Below are 23,252 nucleotides of genomic sequence, written 5' to 3'. Positions count from 1 at the left end.
TCTTGAGCTGGCGCGCTTAGTCTAAAGCTACACGCCGCTGCTGGCGCGCTTGATAGTTCGCAGATGCCTGCTCGGGTGCGCTGGCTAAGATATCGCGGCTGCCACTCTCTTGGGTTGCCAGCAAGGTGACCGCATCAATCAACCACTGCCCTTCAAGCTTGCTGAGCGAGAACTGGTAGCTGCCGGCAATCGCCCAGTAGCCTTGCTCTCCCAGCCAGTGGCGGGCAACCACATCCACCGTTGCGCTGGCTTGCTCTCCGGCGACTGACACCTGCAGATTGGAGAGCTGATGATAGGTGGCGTCGAAGCCGGGCAGGAAGGCAGCCCATTGCTGCATCAACGCCTTACGTTCTACCTGCTGGATTTCGCCACCAAACAGTGAGCGATAGTCCAGCGTCAGGCTTGGGGCAAACAGGGCGCCTAAGTATTCAAAGGCGCCTTGATCGGCCAGCACGGCGAAGCTGCTAAGGTTGCTGCGGATCTGCGCTTCATCACGGCTCATGGCGACAATCTCGCTGGCTGGCTGCTGGTCACTGGCTGCAAAGCTGGTGTTGCTGGTCATCATTACCACTCCCATTACTAACAAAGTTAACTTACGAAGCATGACTGACTCCTACAGTTGCTTGGCGAAATGCTCGGTGATTGCTGCTACCGCTTGGCTCACCGCCTGTGGTTGGTCGTAGAAATCGAATTGGCTGATGTCGTCTAGCCATACCGCGTCCACTTGGCTGTTGGGGTTGACGTTGGTGGCATCCAGATACTGGTGAGCACCAGCAGGCAGGGCCATGGCTTCCGAGGCGACCATCAACACCGGCTTATCTTGTGCGGCGGCGCTTTGTTGGGCGTCGTAGTTTAACCAGCCATCCCACGAGGCAACATTGAACTGGTTGTCGTACTCTGGGATCAGACCGCGGTCGGTCTCGGTGTAGTAGGGGGCTTGATACATCAAGGCCTGCTCGTTGGTTAGGCTCGCGGCTTCAATGACTACAGGCTCGGCCGAGTTAGCTGCGTCGGCTGCCAGTGCCAGCAAGCCTTGGGCGCTCTCTTCGCCGCCGTAGATGGCGGTTGCCATGGCTGGATCGTGTAGCCAAGGCGCGACCACGGCTGCGGCGCTGATCTTGTCGTTACCGGCCACCGCATCCAGCATGTAGCCCGCCGAGGCGCAGATACCGAGGCCCGCAATACGGCTGCTGTCGACTTGCGGCAGATCGCCGATGGCGTCAATTACCGCGCGGATATCATCGGTCTTACGGCTGGGATCTTCCAAAAACGGTGTGGCATCGGCCGATTGGCCCCAGCCGCGGAAATCGAAGGTGATGGCAGCGTAACCTTGCTCGGCCAGCGCTTCGGCATAGACCGCAGGCATCTGCTCCTTAACGGTGGTCCAGGCGCCAGTGACGATAACCACCGGTGGATTGGCGACATCGCTGGGCAGATACAGGTTAGCGGCCAGTTTGCCTACTTGGGTGTTCAGTTCGATCTGTTGCATGGTGCTGTCCTCGTTGCGGTGCTGGGTATTGATTGCTTGTTGGTTAAGGTTCGCGCTTGCGTAGTTGCTTGCCGCCAGTGACATGGCTGTTGCAAGGGTGACTAACTTGGCTGTGTTCATGGTGTCCTCTCCTGACGCGTTGCTTAGTTGCCTCACTGGGTATGCCTAGAGATTAGCGAGCGCCGGGTGAACAAGATTGAACATTGCTGCTTCAAGTTTGGTACTTTATTGCGCAGAGCTTATGTCCGAGTAACGTTAAGATGCTTGCTCAGCGAGATAAGACAGGCCCTCAGGTAAGGCACTGCTACGCTGATCTAGTGGTCTAAATTAAGGAGCAGATAAACACATGGACGTAGATAGATGAAATCTCAGCTGCAGTTTTTCGACTTTGAATCCAACGCGCCATCGGATTGTGGCGAGGTGCTGGAGATCGAGTTCTCCAACCATGCGCTGAGCTGGCCGGGAGTGGTCCTGGAAAAGGGCAGCTCTCCACACTTTTATCCCAACAACGTCTATACCCCCTACTTCTACTTCGCCATGGCCTTGGAGCAAGATCTAAACTGGCAGATTGAACGCGAAGGGCATATGGCAGACCTTAAGACCAGCCCGGGTAATATCTGGATCAATCCGCCGCGCACGCCGTTTACCCACGATATCTCCGAGCCCTGCTATTTCATTATTTTGGCCATCGATGAGGCCACCTTTCTGGCGCAAAGCCCGCTCAATCTTGAGGGCATGCAGCTACAGTTTTTGAATAACTACAACGTGCTGGATGAGACCATCAAGGGAATCATCGAGCTGTTTGTGTTGGAAGCCCAAGCCAAAGGGCGCAACGGTTCGGCCTACCTCAATAACCTGCTGGGGCTGTTGGCGTCGCACTATATCCAGAACTACTCCAACTACCTCGACCTAAAGCACAGTCAACAGCAAAACTCCAAATTCGACCAAGCGCAGATCGATAAGGTGGATGACTACATTCAGGACAATCTTGGCCGCAGTATTGCGGTGGATGACTTGGCCGAGCTGCTTGGTTGCAGCAAGTTTTACTTTCTGCGTGAGTTTAAGAAGCTGGTGGGCCTGACACCCTATCAATATCTGATGGACAAACGCTTGGCCCATGCCAAGCAACTGCTGACCCAGCCCAAGGCCAATATCTCGCTGATTGCCTATGAGCTAGGCTTTAATGACCAGTCTCACTTTACCCGGGCCTTTAAGAACCACTTTGGTCTCACGCCGGGGCAGTTTGCCAAAAAGAACACGGACTAGGGTGTGAATTTGTTAACTAAAGCAATGACTTTACTTGTGTTTTTCATACACTAAAGGGTGACACTTCAGGGAGAGCAGTTGTGGACAAGCAGGCATTTATCACGCTATGTCAGAGCCAGTTGATCATGGTCTATCAGTTGGCCAAGGCCGGTAAGCCCGATGACAAGATGAAGCATCGGGTAGAGGGCTTTATGTACGCCGGACAAGTGATGGGCCTGCTCAGTGAACAAGAGTGCCAACAGCTCCTTGAAGACACCCACGTGCAGGTGTTTGGCCAAACCATCGACCAGCGTCAGGCACGCAAAGACTCACTGGAAAAACTCAAGCGTGAAAACCCCAAGGCCTATTTCGCCATTCCCGCCATTGAGCGGCAGGTATAGGTCGGTTTTGTTACTCATGATTGATCGCTCAGCAAGGCTGGATGCGTATTTAGATTGATGAGCTTTGCGTTGACCCTTCCACCTTCGAGCAAAGCCAGCAAGCGACAGGAACTAACCATGCGGGAACACGGCTGGTATGAGCTAGAACAGCATACCCAAGTGATTGTGGTGCGTTTTTTCTCCGATTGGAACAAGCGCACCTCAGAGCATATGTGCCGGGATTTTCTGGAGATCGCCTCGACCATGGCCGATAAGCCTTGGGCCTGCCTTATCGACCTCAGTCAGTGGGGGCTTGGCGGCCCGGATGTATGGGAGCCCATCGTTGAAGCCAACCGCTGGTGCGCCGCTAACAATCAACGCCTCGAGGCGGTGGTGTGCTCCCAAAGCATTCAAAAGCATATCCTCGAAGGCCTGCAGGAAGAGCTGCCCGACACCGAGTCGGCATTCTTTGAGAACGAGGCCGATGCCCGCCAGTGGCTAAGCGACAAGGGCTTTCCTCTAGGCTGACAGGCCCGCTTCTTAGTTAACAGCTAGCCCACTTCTCGATAAATAGCTGGCTTGATATCCACAAGTGGCGTGTTGTCCAAGCAGTCCAGCCCCCTTACTGTTAATCGACCTTGGCTAAGCTGTTCAGTCTTGAGCACCGCCGCGCCTATCGGATTGGGGCGATGGGGGGAGCGTAACGCAAAGCAGCCTTTTTCGGCGTTTTCTGAGGTTGTCTGTGCCAGTGTATTGGCATCTCGCTCAGCCGATCCTAGCCAGTACAAAATCAAGATGTGTTGCCCGACTTCGAGACCGCTTAGGCCTGCTTGAAAAGCATCGAACACTTCAATGGTGCAGGGTGGGCCTGCGGGATCAATGTTGTTCGGACAGGCCGCAATGGCCTGATAAGGCGTGTGAATTTGTCCGATAAACTGTAGCCGGGGGGCTGCAGTGAGAGAGGCCGTAGAGATAGTTTCTGAGAGCATGAGCTTTCCTCTGGGTGAGTTGATTTCAAGTTACTTGTGGGAGCGAAGTTGGCTGAGGGTATAAATCAGCATGGTGCTAATGATTAGTGCGCCGCCAAGCAAGCTGTTCAGCGACGGGCGTTCCGCAAACACCAGGTAGGCCCAAAGCGGCGACAATACAGTTGTCAGCATCATCGATAACGATACCTCTGCCGCCGTGATGTAGCGGGTGGCCACCAAAGAGAGTACCCGCCCCAACGGCGCGGAGAACAAACCCATGGCCGCCATGATTAACCAAGTTTCGAGGCTGTAGCTGGCCGGGTCGGCAAACGGCAACATCAGCAGTGCGATAAACAGTCCGCCCAACCCAACGTTTGCCAGTCGGCTGATCTGCTGGTACTTGCGCATCAAGGTGAACATCAAGCCCAGGCAGAGCACGGATACCAGCGCCACCAGATCGCCCTGCCAGTGGCCGCTCTGGCCATTTGCCAGTGAACCGGATACCACGATGGCAATTCCCAGCATCACCCCAGCCATTGCCAGCCAGGTACTGCGCTTGGCCACCTCTCCCAGTACTAGCCAGCTGATCACAGCGGCCATAGCTGGTGTCGCACCACGGATAAGCGTGGAGTTGGCGATTGAGGTGTGCAACACACTAAACACCATGCTGGAGGCGCTTCCTACCATCAACAGCGCAGTTATTAGCAGCGGCCAACCGCTGGCTTTTACTGCGCCAACTACCCCGCGCTTATCGGTGAATTGCAGCAAGCCGCTCATTGAAAGGGCAGTAAACAAGCCGAACAGGAAGGTCGCATCGGCGCTAGCGACTTCGGCAAAGCGGATAAATAGCGGATCCGCGCTGAGCAATAGGGCGCTGGTGAGTGCAATGGTAAAGCCCACCACGCAGGGGTTGCCGGCAAGGGCAGTGGACAGCGTTGATTGGATAGCATTCATGTCGATTACCTCTGATTAAAAAAATCATACCAATCAGTATGATTGATCGCCATTGCAATCATCGTCAAGAGAAATCATACTCATTGGTATGTTTTTATTTTTAGGTCTGGATGCTCGTCAATGAGCAAGATTGAACAGAACAAGCAGAAAAAGCGCGTCGCCATCTTGGACGCCGCACAGCAGGTGTTTCTATCGGAGGGCTATGGGCTGGCGAGCATGGATAAGATTGCCCACCAAGCGGCGGTGACCAAGCAAACGGTGTATCGCTACTTCCCGTCAAAAATCGAGTTGTTTCAGGCAACCCTTGAGCACATGGGGCGCGACTACAACCAAAGCTATGCCAGCCAACTAGAACGAGAAGACACCCGTGAAGCTTTGTTGGGCTTTGCGGTGGCCTTTATGCACCACCATTTATCCGACACCCACATCGCGACCTTGCGCTTGTTAGTTGCAGAGAGCCCCCACTCCCCGGAGATCGTGCAGCGCTTTATGGCGGCGGGCCGTGATGGTTTAAGAGCGACTCTGCTGCAGTTTTTTAGCGAGCGTTTGGATACAGAGCAGCCTGAGCAACTATTTGGCCTATGGACCGGGATGTTGCTGGCGCCGCGTTCTGGTGTGTTGGTTGGCGTGGAAAAGCCCAGTGATGCGATGATTGAAGAACATGCAAAGTCTGCGACCGATCTGTTGTTGGCCGGCGTCTCGCTTCGTAATCAATAAAGCGTTAACGCTCGGTTAGAAAAACCAAGCGTTAACGCGGACTAACCAAACATCTGCACCATCGCCCCTAATGTCGCCCCTTGTTCGGCGACCTTGTCGTTGTAGCGACCGCTGCTGTTGCAGTGCTCCAGTGTCTGTCGTGACTGCTGGTCGATGGCGTGCAGGTTGTCGTTGATCTCTTTGGAGACCAAGGATTGCTGCTCGGCTGCGGCGGCAATCTGCTCGACCTGCTGGCGGATGGCGCTGGTTTGGTCGCTGATCTGCTCTAGTGCTTGATTGATATGATCGGCCTGCTCAATGCTGCGACCAGCCAGTTGCTGGCCCTCTTTCATCACCGTGCCCGCCTCATTGGCGCGGGCCTGCAGGCTACCAACAATCGATTGGATCTCTTCGGTACTTTGCTGGGTACGTGAGGCCAGGCTGCGCACCTCTTCGGCGACCACGGCAAAGCCACGGCCTTGCTCGCCGGCTCGGGCGGCTTCAATGGCGGCATTCAGCGCCAGCAGGTTGGTGCGCTCGGCGATCTCCTGAATCACTTTGACGAAGTTAGCGATCTTATCGCCTTCTGCAGCTACGTCGTTGACCACGTCCTTGGCGTTATCGAGCTGCTGCGCCAGTTGATGGATCTGCGCCACCGCTTGCGAGACATCTTCGCGGCCAAGCGATACTTGCTGATCGGCTTGCTGGGCTTGATCGGCGCTGACCTGAATACTGCTGGCCACCTCGTTCACTGAGCTGCTCATCTGCTCCATGGCGTGGCTGACTTGGGCCAGCTCGGTGCGCTGTTGCTGCATCTCGTTCTCGACCTGATGGCTAGTGTCGGAGGCGGCATGGGCGGCCTTATCCAGCTCGCCGGCGGCATCGGCCAGTCGCCAGGTAAGGGTGGTGTGCTGGCTGCGCAGGTACTTCTCGCCCAGCGCTAGCTGGCCGATATCGTCACTGCGACCGGTGTAGACCCATTGCGCGATGGGGTCGTCGATATGCTTTCGGCTTTGTTTTGCGAGGGCGCTAATCGGTGCGGCCTGCCTGCTTGCCAGGCCCCAGCCGACCAAGCAGGCCAAGGCCGCTAGAGCGAGTGTGGGCATTAGCGCGAGCGCACCCACGCCGGCCATGCCTGCCAGCAGCAACAGCAGTGGCAGGGCAATGCACAGGGTGAGTTTGCTCTGATAACTCAGGCCTTTTTGCCAGCGGTTAATCGGCGCCTTTCCTTGGTTTAGGTTGGTGTACAGCTGGTCGGCGCGGGCCTTGGCGGTACTGCTCGGTTTCACCCGTACCGATTGATAGCTTTGGATCTTGCCGTGGGCGTCTTTGAGCGGGGTGACCATGGCGTCGACCCAGTAGTTGTCGCCATTCTTGCAGCGGTTGTTAACGATACCGATCCACGGTTTACCGGACTTGATTTGCTCCCACAGCAAGGCAAATGCGGCCTTGGGCATCTCGGGATGACGCACGATGTTGTGGCTATGGCTCACCAGCTCATCATTGCTGTAACCACAGATGTCGATAAAGTCTTGATTAGCGTACTCAATCACGCCGCGCAGATCGGTGGTGGACACAATATGCTGATTCTCGCTTAACATGCGTTCGTGTCCGGTGAGGGTTTTGTCTCTGGCCATGGTTCATCCTGCTCTTCTTGTTGTAACTTCCGTGGAGTCGCGCCGAAAACTTGCCCTCTCCAGCGCGCAAGGCAGCATAAGTGACAACATGCTCGTTAACAAGTCTATTACCTTTGTGTTAATTCGAGGTGTGAATTCATTAGCAAAAACACATAAAGAGTGTGGTTTTATTAACCAGACACCTACGATGGAACGCTTGCAGGGAAGAGACTGAGTGATCAAGAAGGTTGTTCGGGTATGTTACCTCGGGAAAGCTATGTATCATCGGCGATGACTCGCAAACCTGTTGATTGTTTACAAAATTGTCATTTATTGGCGCTAAACTTGGCTTTAGTGGGTTAGCAGAGTAAGGACATGGGATGGTGCTTGCGCATCGGCAGCAGTTTGAGTTGTTGTCAAAAGAGGTGGGGCTTGGGTTGCTGGGGTGGTTTCGGACAGTTAATCGAGTTACCTGTCCCTGCTGTGGCTATCCGACCCTACAGAGCCGAAAGCAGTTTGAGATCTGCTGCCTGTGTGACTGGGAGGATGACGGCCAAGACGATCAAGAAGCGGAACTGATCCTCGGCGGACCTAATGGCGAGTATTCACTGTCACTGGCGCGAGATAACTTCCAACGTTATGCCAGCATGTCGCTGCCGAGCGATGAGCGCTATATCAAGGAACTAAACCATAGCAGAATCAAGCAGCTCAAGATCGAGCTAGCCTCGGAGTTTGACCGGATGCTGCTAGCGTCCCCCCGGCAGCTGCCCGGATTGTGGCGAAATGCACTTCGCATTGAAGACGAAATGGAGAAGCAGCTACTGCAAAATGCCACTCCCCATATTGTTTAGCGTTGTCTGCCAATAGGCTTACGCGCCTTTCGCGATGCTCGCTAAGGCGTCTTTGCGCTGTTCCAGCCATTGAGTAAAGGCCCGTGGTTGACGCCCAGTCAGATTTACATAGTCCTCGCTACTGCCATCTCCGAAGCCACCGCGTGCATGCTGGTCCATGGTGGTCACCATGGCAACCACCCCCTCTGGCAGGCCGAATGAATCCAGCTGTTGTTTGAGGGCCTCATCGCTAAGCGGCATCACGTGAATGTCGGTGCCCACGACTTGATTAATCTTCGCGGCCATCTCATCGGCGCTTAATGCCTCGGGGCCGTTTAAGGTCAGTATTTGCTTGCCCGGTAGCGACTTCACCAGTGACGCTGCTGCAGCCAAGGCTAAATCGTCGCGGCTAAGTTGCGAGGTGCGCCCGTCAGCGGCGGCGCTGAGCCACGTGCCAGTTTGCAAGGTGGCGGCGTTAAACTCCGGCAGGTTCTCGAAGTACCAGTTGTTGCGCAAGATGGTCCAGTTGGCAATGTTGCTGTCGGCGATGGCTTGTTCGCTGGCCTCGTGCTCGTAGGCAAACACCACCGGCGAGGTAGTTGCTGATGGCATCGAGGTATAGCTTAGGTGCTTCACTCCCACTTTGGCAGCGGCAGCCACGGCGTTGGCGTGGGCCTGGCTGCGTTGGCCGATGGTGTCGATGCTAATCAATAGCAGGCTGTCGGCGCCTTGGAAGGCCTGTTCCAGCGATGCTGGTTTAGCGAAGTCGGCCTCGCGTACCTCAATGCCTTGTTCGGCAAGGTGGGCCAGCGAGCTGGCGTTACGGGTGGTGACGATAAGTTGGCTGGGGTCAATGGCGAAGTCATTCAGTAGCGCCTTCACCACTTGCTGTCCTAGTTTGCCTGACGCGCCAGTTACCAATAGTTTTGCTGCAGTCATAATCATTCTCCTCATTGTGAAAGCGAATCCCGGTACTCACCGAGCGATACGATGAAGCTAACTCTACGTCATGGCGTTGGATAAACAATCGGCGATAAAGTAAACTCATAGTTTACTCATGGTAAACAAAAGTGGCCCAATGATTTCCTTGGATGATATGTTGGTGTTTGCCCGCGTCGTCAGCAGCGGCTCGTTTACTCAGGCAGCCCAAGAGCTTGGCTTAGGCAAAGCGCGGGTATCGCAGATCGTGACCCGCTTGGAAAACCAGCTCGGGGCGCGCCTTCTCAATCGAACCACCCGCTCACTGGCCTTGACCGATGCCGGACAGGATTACTATCAGTACTGCTTGCAGATTGGCGAGCTGGCCGAGCAGGCCAACCAAGGCCTGAGCGAGCAAGAGGATGAACCCAGTGGCTTTCTCCGGCTGGCAACACCGCTGGGTGGCAGCCTTACCACCCAACTGCTAAGTGGCTTCTTGCAGCGCTACCCCAAGGTAAGTTTGGATATCGTAGAAAGCGATGGCTATCAAAACCTGATTGAATCTCGCTGTGATTTGGCGATCCGCGCCTCCTCTTCGTTGGAAGACTCCAGCCTTTATGCCACCCAGATTGGCCAGTTCAGCGATATCATCTGTGCCAGCCCAACCTATCTAGACCAAGTGGGCGAGCCAAAGCTGGCCGAAGATCTGCTTTCGCTAGCCTGGATCTCCCACGAAATTGTGCACGGCGATCGCCAGCTTAGCCTGTGTTCACCGCAAGGAGAGCGACGTCGGCTACGGCTGCAGCCACGGGTATTGGTGCGCTCTACTCAAACCTTGTTGGGGTTTCTTAAACAGGGCTTGGGCTTTGGCATTATGCCCAGCTTTGTGGTGGCCAATGAGCTGGCCAGTGGCGAGTTGGTGCAGCTATTGCCGCAGGTGCATCAGGTATCGATACCAGTGTACGCAGTCTATCAGGAAAAGGCCTTGATGCCGCGGCGACTGCGTTGCTTGATTGAGCACTTGAAAACCCAGCAACAGACCTTTTAACGAGAGCGCTTGGTCATTGGTGGCGCGGTGCGTTCCTTGCCCGGCCACCAACACTTTAGAGAAAGAGAGCGGGGATTACTCCACGGTAATAGTCAGTGGATTCGAGCTCTCGGTAAACTCAGCGGTGACATACACCTCGGCCACACCCGGTCCAACCGCTTTAAGCACGCCATTGGCAATGGGAAGCACGACGCTACGGTCGCTGATGCGGTAGCTCACGTCGGCAGGATCGATAGTCACCTGATTCAAGTCGCTGTCAAAAGCGATAATGGTAGGGGTGAACAGTGAGTCCGGCGCCATGGTGGTGGTGCTAGGGGTAACAATCACATCCAGGTAGTCTGCACTGCTGACTTGAACCTGTAGAGGAACACTGCGGGTCTCTTCGTATTGACCAACAATGTAGCCATAGCCTTCGTTTAACGCGATGACCTTACCGTCTTCCACCTTGAAGCTGTTATTACTGGTGGTGACGCTCCAATCAACTTCACCGGTTACTACTTGCTCTTCACCGTTAGAGAGCAGTGCGGTAGCCTCGATCGGCTCTTCGCCACCCAGTTGCAGATTGGTGGTACGCATACTCAGGCTCAGATCTTCCACGCTGGCACCGTCGATGCTAACGGTGGCAGGGGCTGGGCTTTCAAAGCCTTCTACGCTGGCATAGATGTGCGCAACGCCGGTGGATTTGGCAAAGATGGTGCCATTGCTGGAGATTGGAGTGACATCTTCATTGGAGCTTCGCCAGCTCACTTCCAGGTCGCCCTTATTGATGATGGTGCTGTCGTAGCTGCCGTCGCTGTAGACCACGTGCGCGCTCATGGTGCGGGCATCGCCTTCGTTCATGGTTACGTTGTATGGCGAAACCATCACTTCGACCACGGTTTTTTCTTCAGCGCCAACGTGTGCGCTAAACAGCGCCGCGCTAGCCATGCACAGGGGCACTAGTTTGTTAGTTAAACGCATATTTTTGTCCTTGTTATTTATGGTTGAGGGGCTCTTTGGCCACTCTCTTATTTACCGTTTTGCAGAATTGCTGCTGCAAGCAGCACCGATCACAGGATCGGTTTGCGACATAATATGTTGATGACGTGGCTTGTAAAGGCGTAAATAACTGATTTATCTTTAAGTGTTGGCATTTAAATCTAACTCTTTGATCTATATACCAAATGGGCAAACTACCAACATCGCTGCAGTTATGCAGCAAGGCGCAAGTGGGCAATTGCTTACTCAACGACAGGGTGTGCAAGTGTTAAAGAGAAATAGACAAGGACGATCCCAGTATGTGGAACGAACCGGGTGTTTTCGCGCCATCAAACACACTTTGCGTCGTCATATGTTTGAACTCAGGTTACACTCAGACAAAGCCCAAACCGTAGTCCGTTATGCAAGCTGAACAAATTGAAATTGCTGGCTTTCTTAGTCAGTACCCACCCTTTGAACAACTCCCCCAAGAGCGTATTGACGCCCTCGCCCAGATGGTTGAAGTGGCCTATTACCGAGAAGGCGATGAGATCCTGCGCTTTGGCGACCCGATCCACGACTTGTTCGTGGTACGCAGTGGTGTGGTGGAGGTGTATCGGCGCAATGGCGATCTCTATAACCGACTCACCGAAGGTGGCCTGTTCGGCCAGATGGGACTGTTGGTGAAAAACCAGGTGCGCTTTCCGGTACGGGCGGTCGAAGATAGCTTGGTCTACTGCATTCCCGAAGAGAGCTTCGAGCAGCTTTACAACGAGTTTGAAGAGTTCGCCGATTTTGTGGCCATCGAAGACAGCGACCGAATGCGCAATGCGGTGGTGGAGCAGGCCAATCCCAACGACATGACCACCTCTAAGGTGAAAAACCTGATCCAGAGCGAGGCGGTGGTGGCCAACCGTGACATCAGTATTCGTGCTGCCGCCCAGATGATGGATGAGCACGCGGTGTCCTATCTGTTGATTGAAGACCCTGAACTGCAGCTCGAAGAAGACAGCGACGATGGCCGAGTGATCGGTATCGTTACCGACAGCGACCTGCGCTCCAAGGTGCTAGCTGCTGGGCTCGACTATGAAACAGAAGTGGGCGAGGTGATGACCACCGGCTTAAGCGCACTGGACCACAACGCCTATGTCTATGAAGCGATGCTGATGATGCTGCGCAACAACCTGCAGCACCTGCCGATTGTGAAAAGGCAGCGGCCACTTGGGGTGGTGTCCTTGGCGGATATCCTGCACTACGAATCGCAAAGCAGCTTGCTGTTGGTGCAGTCGATCTACCGGGCGCAGAACCGCGAAGAGCTCGCCCTATTGCTGCCGCAGGTGAAAGACTGCTTTGTGCGGATGGTGAATGAGGACGCCAACTCACATATGATTGGCTCGGCCATGTCGGTAATTGGCCGCAGCTTTAAACAGCGTTTATTGGAGCTGGCCGAAGAGCAGTTCGGTGAGCCGCCGATCCCGTATTGTTTTGTGGCATTGGGCTCGATGGCGCGGGATGAGCAGCTGATCGTCACCGACCAAGATAACGCCTTGATCCTCGACGACAGCTATCAAGCTGAGCTTCATCAAGGCTACTTTGAGCAACTGGCAGGCTTTGTTTGTGAGGGCCTCAATGAATGCGGCTACGTGTTATGTAGCGGCGGGATTATGGCCACTAATCCTAAGTGGCGGATGACCCTGAGCGAGTGGGAAGAACGTTTTGGCGAGTGGATTGATAACCCCGACCCGAAGGCCTTGCTTAACAGCAGCATCTTCTTTGATTTAGACGGCGTTTGGGGACGGGTCGATTGGGCCGAGCAACTAAAGAGCTTTGTAGCGCGGCGTGCCCGTCGTAACAATCGCTTCTTGGCCTCCTTGGCGCGTAATGCCTTGAGTCGCACCCCGCCGCTGGGCTTTTTTAAAGACTTTGTGATGGAGAAAGACGGCCGACACAACAACTCGATTAACCTTAAACGCCGCGGCAGTGCGCCACTGAGCGATGTGATCCGGGTACATGCCTTGGCGGTGGGCTCGCGGGCGCAAAACTCCTTCGAACGTCTCGACGAGATTATCGAAGCGGGGATCTTGCCCAAAGGGCGGGGCCAGGATCTACGTGACTCGCTGGAGTTTATCCTGATGGTGCGGATCCGCCATCAGGCGATGGATATCGAGCAAGGTATCGACGCGGACAACAATATCGAGCCCGAGAATATGTCAGAGTTTGAGCGTCGCCATCTCAAAGATGCCTTCCAGATCCTTAGTAATGCCCAGAACTTCCTCAAGTTCCGCTACCACTCGAACCGTGCGGGGCTCTCCTAATGCCAATGAGCAAACTTCCGGGCTTTTTCCCGCTGGCACCACCGGGGCCTCGTTGGTCGCAGCGCTTCGAAGAGTTGGCTGAGAAGGCCAAGGATAAGCCACTCAAGCAGTACTACCAGAACGGTATGATCAGCGGGGAAACGCCGCTCAGTGAGGTGCCCTTTGTGGCGCTCGATCTGGAAACCACTGGCCTCGATAGCAAGCGCGATGACATTGTTAGCGTCGGTTTGGTGCCTTTTGATTTACGCCGGGTTTACTGCCGTCAAGCCAAGCACTGGCTAGTGCGGCCGCTACCGCCACTCAGCAGTGAGTCGGTGGTGATCCATGGCATTACCCACAGCGATATCGCTGATGCGCCCAGCCTGAACCACGTGTTCGAGCCGCTATTGGAGGCGCTAGCGGGCAAGGTTGTGGTGGTTCACTACAAGAGTATTGAGCGTAACTTTTTAGCCCAAGCCTTTAGCAAGCGGCTGCAAGAAGAGTTTCAGTTTCCGCTGGTGGATACCATGGAGATCGAGGCGAATGTGCATCGCCAACTGCGCTGGGGCTGGTGGCAGGAGATGATGGGGAAGAAGCGGGTATCGCTACGCCTATCGGCCAGTCGGCAGCGCTACAGCCTACCGCACTATCAAAGCCACCATGCACAGATCGATGCGCAGGCGACGGCGGAGCTGTTTATTGCTCAGGTGAGGCACCACCTGAAAGAGGATATCGCGATTAACACGCTCTGGCGCTAGCCAGAGCGTGTGCTATGCGCTTAGTACTGCTCGGTTTTAAAGCCTTTAATCAGGCTGACACACATCAGCAGTAGCACGATGGTAAACGGCAGGCCGGTGGAGATAGCACCCGCTTGCAGGGCTTGAATCGCCTCGGTACCGCCAATCCACAGCAGGGCGGCAGCAATTGCGCCTTCGGCGGTGGCCCAGAACACCCGTTGTGGGATGGGCGCATCAATCTTACCGCCAGCAGTAATGCTGTCGATCACCAAAGACCCAGAGTCCGACGAGGTGATAAAGAATACCAGTACCAACACAATCGCAATCACCGAGAGCAGCTTGCTGGCAGGCAGGCTGTCGAACATCTGGAACATCGCCAGCGACACATCGGTCAGGCCTTCGCTAGCCAGTACGCCAACGTTGTTGACCACCTGATCCATGGCGATACCGCCATAGACACCCATCCAGATTACTGTCACCAAAGTTGGTACGATAAGTACTGCAGTCAGGAATTCGCGTACGGTACGACCCTTAGAAACGCGGGCGATAAACATGCCGACAAATGGCGACCAGCTTACCCACCATGCCCAGTAGAACACGGTCCAACCTTGATACCAGGCTTCGTCAGGACGGCCATGCGGGTTGCTTAGTGGGATAAAGTTTTCGATATAAGCGCCCAAGGTTTTCGGAATGGAGCTCACCACCACCGACAGACCGCTTAGCGCCACAATGACCAGTAAGCCCAGCGCGATCAGCATATTAACGTTACTGAGGATCTTCACCCCGCCATCAATCCCGCGTACCACCGAGATAATCGCTAGCAAGGTAACAAAGGCAATCACCGCGATTTGTACGCCAATGCTGCTGCTAATACCAAACACATGTTCGATACCACTGGCGGCTTGCTGCGCACCCAAGCCCAGCGAGGTCGCCAAGCCAAACAAGGTAGCCAGTACCGCGAGGATATCGATGATATGACCCGGCCAGCCCCAGGCGCGATCGCCCAGTAGCGGGTAGAAGATTGAACGGATCGACAGCGGCAGGCCTTTGTTGAAGGCAAAGAATGCCATTGATAGTGCGACCACGCCGTAGATGGCCCAAGGGTGCAGACCCCAATGGTACATGGTGGCGCCAATCGCCAGGTTGGCTGCTTCCGGCGTCATTGGCTCAACCCCCAGCGGGGTTTTGTACCAACCGGTGAGGTAGGCCACCGGCTCGGCCACACTCCAGAACATCAGGCCGATCCCCATACCAGCGGCAAACAGCATTGCCAGCCAAGAAAGGCGCGAGTACTCGGGTTTAGCTTCGCTGCCGCCAAGGCGAATACGGCCGAAGGGCGAGGCGATCAAGACCAGGCAAAACAGCACGAAGATATTACCCGACCACATAAACAACCAATCGAAATTGCCGATCAGCTGCCATTTAAAGCCATCCAGCGTGGCCTTGGCAGTGGCGGTGTCGCTGACCAACACCCCCACCAAAAACAGCAGGATTAACCCGGCGCTAATGCCGAACACTGGGTTGTGGACATCAAAGCCCCAGCGCTGAACGTTGTCTTGACCGACGGTATAGTCGGTATTGTTGATACTGTACTTGTCATGATTATCTGACATGTTCTCTCCAAAATAGCAAAAAGCGACCCTCTCCCTGAGAGTCGCGACAGCATTTGCTTGATCAGGAAACAGGCTTATCGCAATTGGGCCTTGTTTGAGGCAATACATTCCTACTCAAAAGAGAGAAGGCTACTACCTAACCAAGTAAAATACTTTGAGATCTAATCATTCGAACTCAATCATGTCAAACCGACACCCCCAGCCTGCAATAGCATCAACAAGCAAAGGGCAGGTACTGGCTACCAGCGACAAGCTCTGTGGATGAGTTTTTATTTACTATTGATTTGGTTGACAATTACACCCGGTGGTAGTTAAATGCGCGCCTTAATATTAAGCAGCTCAATAACTGGCGAACACATCAGAGGTGCGCCCAAGCCAATCAGGATTAACCATGAGCAGTACAAGCTACCAAGGGCAATGTCTTTGTGGCGGTGTTGGTTTAACCGTACAGCCGCAGGCACAATCGTTTTTCGCATGTCACTGTAATACCTGCCAAACATGGACCGGTGGTCCGCAACTGTCGCTGTCATGCGGGCGGAACGTCGAAATCACCGGCCAAGAGATGGTCACTGAATACAAGTCATCACCCTGGGCGATCCGCGCCTTCTGCAAGCAGTGTGGCACCCACTTATATTTCAAGATGCGCTTTAGCGGCGAGTACAACGTGCCGCTGGGTCTTCTGAATATTCCCAAGCAACAGGCTCTCACAATGGCGATGCAGTATTTCATTGATCTAAAGCCAGACAGCTATGCACTGGACACTGACAGCCCGGCGTTAACCGAGGCGGAAGTCCTGGACATGTTCAGTTAAGCGATTCGCCGAGATCGCTTAGGACTGTAAGCACTCAACCCGACTTATCTAATCGCCATAGAGACAAATGCGCTTTGTGCATGTTGCTCTTGCATAACTTTCATTGGATGCATAAGGTGTTTTTCCCTACACTTGCCGCTCGATTTTCCGGGGGAGCCTTTTTCCGAGCGGACCTTTTTCCGGGATAGTCTGTTTTCCGAGGAACCTATGTTCAAGCAAAGCCTGCGCGCTCAATTAGCTAGGGCGCTGGTGATGTTGTTGCTAACGATTGCTGGAGTGCAACGTTGTGAGCCACTTATGGATGCTTTGGCCGAGCAAGCGATGTCGAGTGGTTGTCATTCCCATGACAGCTACCCCAGTGATCGCCAACACCATGAGCAGCACCACGCGCACCACCATTAGAAGGTAACAACCGAGTATGAGTATTTTTCGTTTTCCAATCCTGGTTTGGCTAGGGATTGGAACCTTGATCATTAGTATGGGGATCCGCCAGTCCTTCGGTATCTTTATGCTGCCGATCAGCGAGCATTTCGAAACGGGCCGCGAGTTCTTCAGCCTGACCATCGCCCTGCAAAACCTGCTATTTGGTCTGTTCCAGCCCTTTGTTGGCATGGCGGCAGACCGCTTCGGAGCAAAACGGGTGATTGCTGGCGGTGCCATAGCCTATGCCCTGGGCCTGTATCTCACCTCCATCACTCAGGCCTCTGGTATGCTGTATCTGTCGTTGGGTGTGCTAGTGGGCTTGGGCCTTAGCGCTACCAGCTATGTGGTGATCTTGGGGGCGGTATCGAAAGTAGTGCCCGCCAAGCACGCCTCTAAAGCCTTTGGTTTCACCTCGGCGGCAGGCTCCTTCGGTATGTTTGCGGTGATCCCCGGCGCGCAGAGCCTGCTAACCCATTTTGATTGGCAGGGCGCGATGCAGGTATTCGCGATGGCCTGTTTTGCCATGCTGGCCTTCTCGGTATTTATGCAGAGCACCCAAGGCGGCTCGGCCAAAGCAGCACTGGAGGTTGAGCGCGAGCAAAGCTTGAAACAAGCGCTGAAGCAGGCCTTTTCTCATAAAGGCTACTTGCTTATCCATATGGGCTTCTTCGTCTGTGGCTTCCATGTGATGTTTATTGCCACCCACCTGCCGAGCTATCTGGCCGACCGCGGCTTGCCGGCCAATGCCGCCGCCATGGCGCTGGCTTATGTGGGGATCTTCAATATCTTTGGCTCCTACTTTTGGGGATTGATGGGTGATTACTACAACAAACGCCATGTGATGAGCGCACTCTATCTGGTTCGTACCCTGGTGATTGCCGGTTTTGTGATGCTGCCTCTTACCACCACCTCTGCGGGCATCTTTGGCGCAGCCATCGGCTTTTGCTGGCTGGGCACTGTGCCGCTTACCTCGGGCTTGGTGCGCCAGATCTTTGGGGCGCGTTACCTGTCGACCCTGTATGGTTTGGTGTTTTGCACCCATCAGATCGGCAGCTTCCTTGGTGCCTGGTTGGGTGGGCGCATCTACGACTACACCGGCAGCTATCAGCCAATCTGGTATTCCACCATCGCCTTAGCCTTGCTGGCGGCACTGGTGCACCTGCCAATTAACGACAAGCCGGTGAATCAGCTACAAGCGCAGCCTGCTTAATCGCAGATGGCCCGCGCGAATGGCTTGCCAGGTCATAGCGCGGGGCTCTATGCTGAGAGCACTTATATGACTACAAGGATGTATACGTGATCGATTTCAGTAACAAGCAGCTGTTCAAGCTCAAGCAAAATGGCGACTATGCCGACAAGGTGGGTGAGTTGCTGCTCCCGGAAGAGTCGGTAATCGATGCCTTCAAATCGATGCGCGATGGGGTGGTGTTCACCGACAAGCGCATCATTGCGGTCAACGTACAGGGCATCACCGGCAGCAAGAAGGACTTTACCTCCCTGCCATACAAGAACATCGTGGCCTACTCGGTAGAGACAGCGGGTACGCTGGATATCGATGCGGAGCTGGAGATCTACTTTTCAGCCCTCGGCCAGGTGCGCTTTGAGTTCTCAGGCTCCACCAATCTGGTGGAGATATCGCGGGCCATTTCCCAGCATGTGCTTTAGGGCACGTTAAGCGCTTGGCGCTGAGCAAAAAAAGAGGAGGCAATGAACCAGCCTCCTCTTTGGTCTTCGCTACTCGGTGATTAGCTAACGCGCTTTCTGGCGAACACGCCGACTAAACCCACCAACAGCAACGCCAAGGTTTGCGGCGCTGGCGCGTAGGCCAAGCGAATGTTATCCATTGCGGGGTCATCGCTGTCGCCGAATACGCGGAACTCAACCGCGCTCAGGCCAGTAAAGCCGGTAAAATCAGTGGTGGCAAAGGCGCCAGTTTGCTCAACCACTTGCGATATCTCACCGCCCGCTTCAAACAAACCATGCACGCTCAGTTTCACCTCACCGGATGGTTCAAACAGCGACGCGAAGTCGACACTCAATAGGTTGAAGGCGCTGCCATCGATCGATGTCAGGCTGATTACTTGGGGGGAATCGGCATCCTGACACTGCCCGCCACACCAACCAAATATGTTTCCGTCACTGCCGGCGGCGAAGCTTGGCCCAAAGATATCGAAGGGTGCCACTGGACCGAAATCGGAGGAGATACGAAAGTCATCCTCGACATAGCTGCCCATCATGCCACCAACGATCGAGCCGGTCTCAAAATCCAATATGGTCGCATTTGCAGACTGGCTCAATAAGCCCGCCGCGGCAATGGCACTTAAGTACTTTTTCACTAGTTGTAACTCCCTGTAATGTTTGCGGATTGAGCAGACCTTTATGTTCTGTTTTGCGAATTCTAGGTCGATGCAGCCCAAGCCATAGCGGGGATGGCCCAAACAAGTTTGGTGCCAGTTTTTAACTTGTTGAATTCAGTAAGTATTTATATAGGTCATTGGTTTTACTGTAAAAAGTGCTGACAGAGGACACCTATAGCTGGTGTCTGTATGATTTTTAAACGCGTTCTTTCTAGAAAGCTTGCAGAGCGGATTAACTTGGTCGATTTATTACAAACGGTCCCCACTGAGCCAAACAGCAATCATGGCGATTGAGTCAGTGGCGTATATATGTATCCTGTCAGCTAATCAGGTTTTTTACTTAAGCGAGCAGTGCCCTTGCTAAAAGCAATTCAAAAACAAGCGCTTGAGCATGCCGCTCAGCAGTCGTGCAATACGCCATTGGGCTCGAAGTGTTCGCTGACCATTAACTTCCACCCCGACCGGACCACCCTCAGCGGCCAACCACTGCTGGCGGTAATGGCGGCGGACGGCCATTTAAAGTCGCAGTTTGAGACGGGCACCAGCAATGGCGGCTTGTCGGCTCACGTAGGTGGTGAGCGCTGGCAATGGGAAGACAAGGCCTTTGGTGGCATCTACAACCACTGTGCAGCTTCTGAGCGGCCGGTGTATGGGGCGTTAAACTACCAGCACCATCCTGCGGGAGCTTGTCCTCGCTTTGGCTCCAGCTACTTTCGTTTGCGGCCAGAGGTGCTAGCGCGCAGCAGTTTTTGCTATCCCGACAGCTACTTTAACCCGCAAGACTACAGCGATATCTCGGGAGTAGGCCACTTGGTTGCGCTGGCCAAGCAAAGCGCAGAGGACGCCTTAGATGTCTATGTTGAGGCGCAGATCCACGGGACTGTCGAGTTGGCCAGAGATGTCGAAGCCCTGGTGCTCGACCCCTGCTTCAAAGACACCGAGGTTGAAGTGCTAGCCCGTCAGCTTCCTTGCCAGCTTGAGTGGCACGCGGGCTTCGCGATTACCACTGAGGCGCTATGGCAATACCCCCACTACCGTGGTCTACAGTACCTGCGTTTAGCCGAGCAAATCGCCGAACAAGGAGTGCTGAATCCGTTAGTGATTGGTGAGGCGCTGGAGCGTTTCGACGCGCAAGATCTTAAAAAGGTGTGGCACTATCTGGCGCGCTTTGGCTATCGGGGTTAGCAATTATCGCTGAGGTTACTAGCGACTCGGTTGCTCTGAGCACATGCAAGCACCAGCTAGGCAGGCGATTGCCCTTATTACTTTGGGTATAGAGCGAAGGAGAGTATTACGGGCAAATTCGCCGAAAATCCGAGTTAGCTCCAAGTTCCGGGGCTTATATGTAACCAAAATGTTACTAACGACTGTGGTTTAGCTATTCTTAATCAAGCTTAGTAGAGCTAAGTGATTGATGAATCAATTAAAGCCTTGGATTTTTAGCAAAAGGCAAACGGCCACAAGGAACGTGAATGAAGCTGCTGACCCTCATCTCTATTTCGCAAAAAATTACCATTCTGATCGTTACGGCAGTGCTTGGCATGCTGCTGATGCTGTTGATTGTAAACCAGAATGTTGGACGCAACTCTGAGCGCCTAGCCGAGCTTAAAGAGGTGCACTACCCGCTACTGCAAATGGCCCAGGCGAACACCATCCGCCTCGACCAGATCGCCAATGAGATCAGCACCGCTGCCATGGTGGGCGAGGCCGAGATGCTCTCGGGTGCCCAGCAGCTGCAACAGCAGATCCTCAGTAGCTTGCAGGACTTTACCTCACTGGGAGTCGAAGGCAGTAAGGTCGACCGACTGAGAAACGCCCTGCAGGCTTACTACGAGCCCGCCTATCAGATGTCCAGTTCGATGATCGATGGCACCTTCGACTTTGCCAATATGGCCAGCCAAGGCGAGCGAGTCAGCCAAGCCCAGGAAAATCTAAAGGCTATCTTGCAGGAGTTTGAAGCCGAGTTCAGTAGCAAGGTGGATGAGGTGGTGGCCGAGGCCGGAGAAACCAGCAACGCCACCGTGACCAACGGTACCCTTATCGGCGCGGTGACCGCGATACTGGTGATAGTACTTGGCTACCTGGTATCGCGCAGTATTGTTCATGCGGTGAATGGGGTGGCCGATTCGCTCAAGGAGATCTCCCAAGGGGAGGGTGATCTGACCGTGCGGCTCACCTATCAAGGTAAGGATGAGCTTGGCCGGATGGTGCGCTACTTCAACGACTTTGTCGAAAAGCTGCAGCACACTATCTCCGAGCTGCGCAACAGTACCCAAGATCTCTATCAAAGCGCCGAGAACCTGTCGCAGGCCAGCGCCAAAACCAACAGCCAGATCACCGCTCAAGGCGGCGCCATCGAGAAAACCACCCATGCCTTGAATGAGCTATTTACCAGCGTGGCGCATATCGCCGAACATGCCGCCAGTGCCTCGGGCTCGGCCGAGGAAGCCAATGAGCAGGCCAATAGTGGAACCGAGGTGGTGCAAACCACTATGCAGGCGATTAGCCAGCTTTCCGAAGAGATTGATGAAACCTCCGAAACGATTACCCAGCTGGAGCAGCACACACGCAACGTGGGCTCGATCCTCGATACCATCCGTGGCATCGCCGAGCAGACCAATTTGTTGGCACTGAATGCCGCCATTGAGGCGGCTCGGGCGGGTGAGCAAGGGCGTGGCTTTGCAGTGGTTGCCGATGAGGTGCGATCGCTGGCATCGCGCACCCAAGACTCGACCCAAGAGATCCAACAAGTGCTGGAAGAACTACAAAGTGCCTCCACTCGCTCGGTTCAGGCGATGTCGCGCGGCACCGCCAAGGCGCGTGAGAGTGTCGAGCAGTCCGGCCAGGCAGGGGATTCGCTTAATATGATCACCGACAAGGTGGGCGGGATTGTGATGATCAACAACCAGATCGCCGCTGCCACCGAAGAGCAGAATCAAACCTCGCAGCTTATCCAGCAATATGTGGCTGAGATCCAAGAGATGGCCCAAGAGGCGGTCACCTCAACCACTGAGCTGGATGTGATCAGCCAGAAGCTGCATGAAGCCAGTGAGAATGTCACCACCGTGACTAACCAGTTTAAGGTCTAGGGCCAGGGGTGAAGCTCGCTGGAGAGGATGGCTAATACTTGCTGATAGCTATGCTGGGTGAGGTAGGGCGCCACCACGATGGCGACAATCAACGCCATACCTGAGCCAATAGTAAGCTTATCTGCGAGGCTCCAGCTACCATTGCTTGCTGGAATTTGCACCGCCTTACTGCCTTTACGCAGTAAGGCTTTAATGACCTGCAGCGCATCGTCGATGGTCAGCATAACTGCCCGAAATATCTTCTCGAACAGCGCAAAGCGCGCACTTAACTGCGCACTGGCGCGCGCCGCTGCGCTGATCCCCACCAAGCCAAACAGCGCATCCATATAGACCGCCAGCCATAGCGCGAATATCACCAGGACGATATCTAGTTTTAGGTGCCACAGCACCGCTCTGAAGCGCAGGGGCTTGCCCGCCAGCGCGAACCACTCGAGTACTCCGTGGGCGAACACCACGGCCGCCAGCCAGAACATCGAGATCAGCATACTCAGTGAGACGGCAGCGCCCACGTAGATGGTGATAAACCACCAACTGTCGTCGTGGTGTGTTATCCAGGTTTTAAGGTTTTGCTTCATGGGTCGAGCGATTGGTCGTTGCAGAGGTGGTTAAAGCGTGTGTTCAGCGAGAGATTATGTCGAAGCGTGTTTTGGAGTCAACATCTACCCGAGCAACCTCAAGATGCAGGATTCAGAGGTGCTCCCAAAGGGCGAGTTTGCCAGTACCTCGTTCTGCGTTACCGCTCCTTGATTTAGACCTCTAGATCGGCGGAGCAGTGCCTTGCCTAAAGGACTGGTAAATCTCGCTGAACAAGCATCTTGAAGTTGCTC

24 protein-coding genes are annotated in these 23,252 nt (G+C 54.5%); 14 read left to right on the top strand and 10 right to left on the bottom strand.

What is annotated here, in order from left to right; translation table 11 throughout:
* Positions 1 to 16 precede the first annotated feature (16 nt).
* Both G461_RS23170 and G461_RS0103550 read right to left on the bottom strand, forming a co-directional pair.
* Positions 17 to 604 carry a nuclear transport factor 2 family protein gene (locus G461_RS23170; protein ID WP_084428978.1) on the bottom strand — a complete coding sequence of 196 codons (588 nt, stop codon included), beginning with the start codon at positions 602 to 604 and terminating at the stop codon, positions 17 to 19.
* Positions 605 to 613: 9 nt separating this feature from the next.
* Positions 614 to 1,645 (bottom strand): alpha/beta hydrolase, encoded by a 1,032-nt coding sequence (locus G461_RS0103550; RefSeq protein WP_281171993.1) that lies wholly within the window; start codon positions 1,643 to 1,645, stop codon positions 614 to 616.
* A gap of 204 nt (positions 1,646 to 1,849) precedes the next feature.
* Between G461_RS0103550 and G461_RS0103545 the strand changes: the two genes are divergently transcribed.
* The 3 genes from G461_RS0103545 (at position 1,850) to G461_RS0103535 (ending at position 3,642) form a co-directional block, all read left to right on the top strand.
* The gene (locus tag G461_RS0103545) at positions 1,850 to 2,755 is read left to right on the top strand and encodes a helix-turn-helix transcriptional regulator (protein ID WP_026970811.1); all 906 of its coding nucleotides are present in this window, start codon (positions 1,850 to 1,852) and stop codon (positions 2,753 to 2,755) included.
* A gap of 80 nt (positions 2,756 to 2,835) precedes the next feature.
* Positions 2,836 to 3,135, top strand: a complete 300-nt coding sequence (locus tag G461_RS0103540) for a hypothetical protein (protein WP_026970810.1) — start codon at positions 2,836 to 2,838, stop codon at positions 3,133 to 3,135.
* Positions 3,136 to 3,252: 117 nt separating this feature from the next.
* The gene (locus G461_RS0103535) at positions 3,253 to 3,642 is read left to right on the top strand and encodes a hypothetical protein (RefSeq protein WP_157360223.1); all 390 of its coding nucleotides are present in this window, start codon (positions 3,253 to 3,255) and stop codon (positions 3,640 to 3,642) included.
* A 23-nt stretch (positions 3,643 to 3,665) separates the two neighbouring features.
* Here G461_RS0103535 and tsaA read toward each other — a convergent pair whose 3' ends face one another.
* Both tsaA and G461_RS0103525 read right to left on the bottom strand, forming a co-directional pair.
* Positions 3,666 to 4,103 (bottom strand): tRNA (N6-threonylcarbamoyladenosine(37)-N6)-methyltransferase TrmO, encoded by a 438-nt coding sequence (gene tsaA / locus G461_RS0103530; RefSeq protein ID WP_051333332.1) that lies wholly within the window; start codon positions 4,101 to 4,103, stop codon positions 3,666 to 3,668.
* Between the two features lie 30 nt (positions 4,104 to 4,133).
* Complete coding sequence (locus G461_RS0103525) at positions 4,134 to 5,036, bottom strand: DMT family transporter (protein ID WP_051333331.1); 903 nt, start codon at positions 5,034 to 5,036, stop codon at positions 4,134 to 4,136.
* A 120-nt stretch (positions 5,037 to 5,156) separates the two neighbouring features.
* Here G461_RS0103525 and G461_RS0103520 point away from each other — a divergent pair, with 120 nt between their 5' ends.
* Positions 5,157 to 5,753 (top strand): TetR/AcrR family transcriptional regulator, encoded by a 597-nt coding sequence (locus G461_RS0103520; RefSeq protein ID WP_026970806.1) that lies wholly within the window; start codon positions 5,157 to 5,159, stop codon positions 5,751 to 5,753.
* Between the two features lie 41 nt (positions 5,754 to 5,794).
* Here the strand turns inward: G461_RS0103520 and G461_RS0103515 are convergent, their stop codons facing one another.
* Positions 5,795 to 7,369, bottom strand: coding sequence for a methyl-accepting chemotaxis protein (locus G461_RS0103515; RefSeq protein WP_026970805.1), 1,575 nt, complete (start codon positions 7,367 to 7,369; stop codon positions 5,795 to 5,797).
* Between the two features lie 359 nt (positions 7,370 to 7,728).
* On the opposite strand from G461_RS0103515, the gene G461_RS23165 reads away from it, so the two are divergent.
* Positions 7,729 to 8,199 carry a CPCC family cysteine-rich protein gene (locus G461_RS23165; RefSeq protein ID WP_035479202.1) on the top strand — a complete coding sequence of 157 codons (471 nt, stop codon included), beginning with the start codon at positions 7,729 to 7,731 and terminating at the stop codon, positions 8,197 to 8,199.
* An 18-nt stretch (positions 8,200 to 8,217) separates the two neighbouring features.
* Here G461_RS23165 and G461_RS0103505 read toward each other — a convergent pair whose 3' ends face one another.
* Positions 8,218 to 9,117, bottom strand: coding sequence for an NAD(P)H-binding protein (locus G461_RS0103505; RefSeq protein ID WP_026970804.1), 900 nt, complete (start codon positions 9,115 to 9,117; stop codon positions 8,218 to 8,220).
* A 139-nt stretch (positions 9,118 to 9,256) separates the two neighbouring features.
* On the opposite strand from G461_RS0103505, the gene G461_RS0103500 reads away from it, so the two are divergent.
* Entirely contained in the window at positions 9,257 to 10,144 is an 888-nt protein-coding gene (locus tag G461_RS0103500) for a LysR substrate-binding domain-containing protein (protein WP_026970803.1), read from the top strand.
* 75 nt (positions 10,145 to 10,219) lie between these two features.
* Here G461_RS0103500 and G461_RS0103495 read toward each other — a convergent pair whose 3' ends face one another.
* Positions 10,220 to 11,104 carry a hypothetical protein gene (locus G461_RS0103495; protein WP_026970802.1) on the bottom strand — a complete coding sequence of 295 codons (885 nt, stop codon included), beginning with the start codon at positions 11,102 to 11,104 and terminating at the stop codon, positions 10,220 to 10,222.
* A gap of 419 nt (positions 11,105 to 11,523) precedes the next feature.
* On the opposite strand from G461_RS0103495, the gene G461_RS0103490 reads away from it, so the two are divergent.
* Both G461_RS0103490 and G461_RS23160 read left to right on the top strand, forming a co-directional pair.
* Positions 11,524 to 13,416 carry a DUF294 nucleotidyltransferase-like domain-containing protein gene (locus G461_RS0103490; RefSeq protein WP_026970801.1) on the top strand — a complete coding sequence of 631 codons (1,893 nt, stop codon included), beginning with the start codon at positions 11,524 to 11,526 and terminating at the stop codon, positions 13,414 to 13,416.
* Positions 13,416 to 14,153 carry a 3'-5' exonuclease gene (locus tag G461_RS23160; protein ID WP_425393785.1) on the top strand — a complete coding sequence of 246 codons (738 nt, stop codon included), beginning with the start codon at positions 13,416 to 13,418 and terminating at the stop codon, positions 14,151 to 14,153. Before G461_RS0103490 ends, G461_RS23160 begins: the two co-directional genes overlap by 1 nt.
* A 20-nt stretch (positions 14,154 to 14,173) precedes the next feature.
* Here the strand turns inward: G461_RS23160 and G461_RS0103480 are convergent, their stop codons facing one another.
* Positions 14,174 to 15,745 (bottom strand): BCCT family transporter, encoded by a 1,572-nt coding sequence (locus G461_RS0103480; protein ID WP_026970800.1) that lies wholly within the window; start codon positions 15,743 to 15,745, stop codon positions 14,174 to 14,176.
* Between the two features lie 391 nt (positions 15,746 to 16,136).
* Here G461_RS0103480 and G461_RS0103475 point away from each other — a divergent pair, with 391 nt between their 5' ends.
* From G461_RS0103475 to G461_RS0103460, 4 genes are all read left to right on the top strand, one after another.
* A complete protein-coding gene (locus G461_RS0103475; RefSeq protein WP_026970799.1) occupies positions 16,137 to 16,556 on the top strand; it encodes a GFA family protein in 420 nt (139 codons plus the stop codon).
* Positions 16,557 to 16,763: 207 nt separating this feature from the next.
* A complete protein-coding gene (locus tag G461_RS0103470; protein WP_026970798.1) occupies positions 16,764 to 16,958 on the top strand; it encodes a hypothetical protein in 195 nt (64 codons plus the stop codon).
* Positions 16,959 to 17,022: 64 nt separating this feature from the next.
* Positions 17,023 to 18,189, top strand: coding sequence for an MFS transporter (locus G461_RS0103465; RefSeq protein ID WP_245587143.1), 1,167 nt, complete (start codon positions 17,023 to 17,025; stop codon positions 18,187 to 18,189).
* A gap of 86 nt (positions 18,190 to 18,275) precedes the next feature.
* Positions 18,276 to 18,644: a PH domain-containing protein gene (locus G461_RS0103460; RefSeq protein WP_026970796.1), complete on the top strand. Its 369-nt coding sequence runs from the start codon at positions 18,276 to 18,278 to the stop codon at positions 18,642 to 18,644.
* Positions 18,645 to 18,724: 80 nt separating this feature from the next.
* Here the strand turns inward: G461_RS0103460 and G461_RS0103455 are convergent, their stop codons facing one another.
* The gene (locus G461_RS0103455) at positions 18,725 to 19,315 is read right to left on the bottom strand and encodes a hypothetical protein (protein ID WP_026970795.1); all 591 of its coding nucleotides are present in this window, start codon (positions 19,313 to 19,315) and stop codon (positions 18,725 to 18,727) included.
* 378 nt (positions 19,316 to 19,693) lie between these two features.
* On the opposite strand from G461_RS0103455, the gene G461_RS0103450 reads away from it, so the two are divergent.
* Both G461_RS0103450 and G461_RS0103445 read left to right on the top strand, forming a co-directional pair.
* Entirely contained in the window at positions 19,694 to 20,521 is an 828-nt protein-coding gene (locus tag G461_RS0103450) for a DUF3626 domain-containing protein (protein WP_035479198.1), read from the top strand.
* Between the two features lie 287 nt (positions 20,522 to 20,808).
* A complete protein-coding gene (locus G461_RS0103445) occupies positions 20,809 to 22,425 on the top strand; it encodes a methyl-accepting chemotaxis protein (RefSeq protein WP_026970793.1) in 1,617 nt (538 codons plus the stop codon).
* On the opposite strand, the gene G461_RS0103440 is transcribed toward G461_RS0103445, so the two are convergent.
* A complete protein-coding gene (locus G461_RS0103440; protein WP_026970792.1) occupies positions 22,422 to 23,000 on the bottom strand; it encodes a hypothetical protein in 579 nt (192 codons plus the stop codon). The genes G461_RS0103445 and G461_RS0103440 overlap by 4 nt on opposite strands.
* Between the last annotated feature and the right edge of the window lie 252 nt (positions 23,001 to 23,252).

Origin of the sequence: Aliagarivorans marinus DSM 23064 (assembly GCF_000429485.1) — a bacterium.
In the GTDB taxonomy this organism is placed as follows: Bacteria; Pseudomonadota; Gammaproteobacteria; order Enterobacterales; family Celerinatantimonadaceae; genus Aliagarivorans; species Aliagarivorans marinus.
The sequence above is the reverse complement of the archived record's forward strand: the minus strand, read 5'-3'. Positions and strand labels throughout refer to the sequence as shown.

Coding starts and splice junctions, on each gene's coding strand:
- G461_RS23170 (WP_084428978.1), bottom strand. CDS start 604: ATGCTTCGTAAGTTAACTTTGTTAGTAATGGGAGTGGTAATGATGACC.
- G461_RS0103545 (WP_026970811.1), top strand. CDS start 1,850: ATGAAATCTCAGCTGCAGTTTTTCGACTTTGAATCCAACGCGCCATCG.
- G461_RS0103535 (WP_157360223.1), top strand. CDS start 3,253: ATGCGGGAACACGGCTGGTATGAGCTAGAACAGCATACCCAAGTGATT.
- tsaA (WP_051333332.1), bottom strand. CDS start 4,103: ATGCTCTCAGAAACTATCTCTACGGCCTCTCTCACTGCAGCCCCCCGG.
- G461_RS0103525 (WP_051333331.1), bottom strand. CDS start 5,036: ATGAATGCTATCCAATCAACGCTGTCCACTGCCCTTGCCGGCAACCCC.
- G461_RS0103520 (WP_026970806.1), top strand. CDS start 5,157: ATGAGCAAGATTGAACAGAACAAGCAGAAAAAGCGCGTCGCCATCTTG.
- G461_RS0103515 (WP_026970805.1), bottom strand. CDS start 7,369: ATGGCCAGAGACAAAACCCTCACCGGACACGAACGCATGTTAAGCGAG.
- G461_RS23165 (WP_035479202.1), top strand. CDS start 7,729: ATGGTGCTTGCGCATCGGCAGCAGTTTGAGTTGTTGTCAAAAGAGGTG.
- G461_RS0103505 (WP_026970804.1), bottom strand. CDS start 9,117: ATGACTGCAGCAAAACTATTGGTAACTGGCGCGTCAGGCAAACTAGGA.
- G461_RS0103500 (WP_026970803.1), top strand. CDS start 9,257: ATGATTTCCTTGGATGATATGTTGGTGTTTGCCCGCGTCGTCAGCAGC.
- G461_RS0103495 (WP_026970802.1), bottom strand. CDS start 11,104: ATGCGTTTAACTAACAAACTAGTGCCCCTGTGCATGGCTAGCGCGGCG.
- G461_RS0103490 (WP_026970801.1), top strand. CDS start 11,524: ATGCAAGCTGAACAAATTGAAATTGCTGGCTTTCTTAGTCAGTACCCA.
- G461_RS23160 (WP_425393785.1), top strand. CDS start 13,416: ATGCCAATGAGCAAACTTCCGGGCTTTTTCCCGCTGGCACCACCGGGG.
- G461_RS0103480 (WP_026970800.1), bottom strand. CDS start 15,745: ATGTCAGATAATCATGACAAGTACAGTATCAACAATACCGACTATACC.
- G461_RS0103475 (WP_026970799.1), top strand. CDS start 16,137: ATGAGCAGTACAAGCTACCAAGGGCAATGTCTTTGTGGCGGTGTTGGT.
- G461_RS0103470 (WP_026970798.1), top strand. CDS start 16,764: ATGTTCAAGCAAAGCCTGCGCGCTCAATTAGCTAGGGCGCTGGTGATG.
- G461_RS0103445 (WP_026970793.1), top strand. CDS start 20,809: ATGAAGCTGCTGACCCTCATCTCTATTTCGCAAAAAATTACCATTCTG.
- G461_RS0103440 (WP_026970792.1), bottom strand. CDS start 23,000: ATGAAGCAAAACCTTAAAACCTGGATAACACACCACGACGACAGTTGG.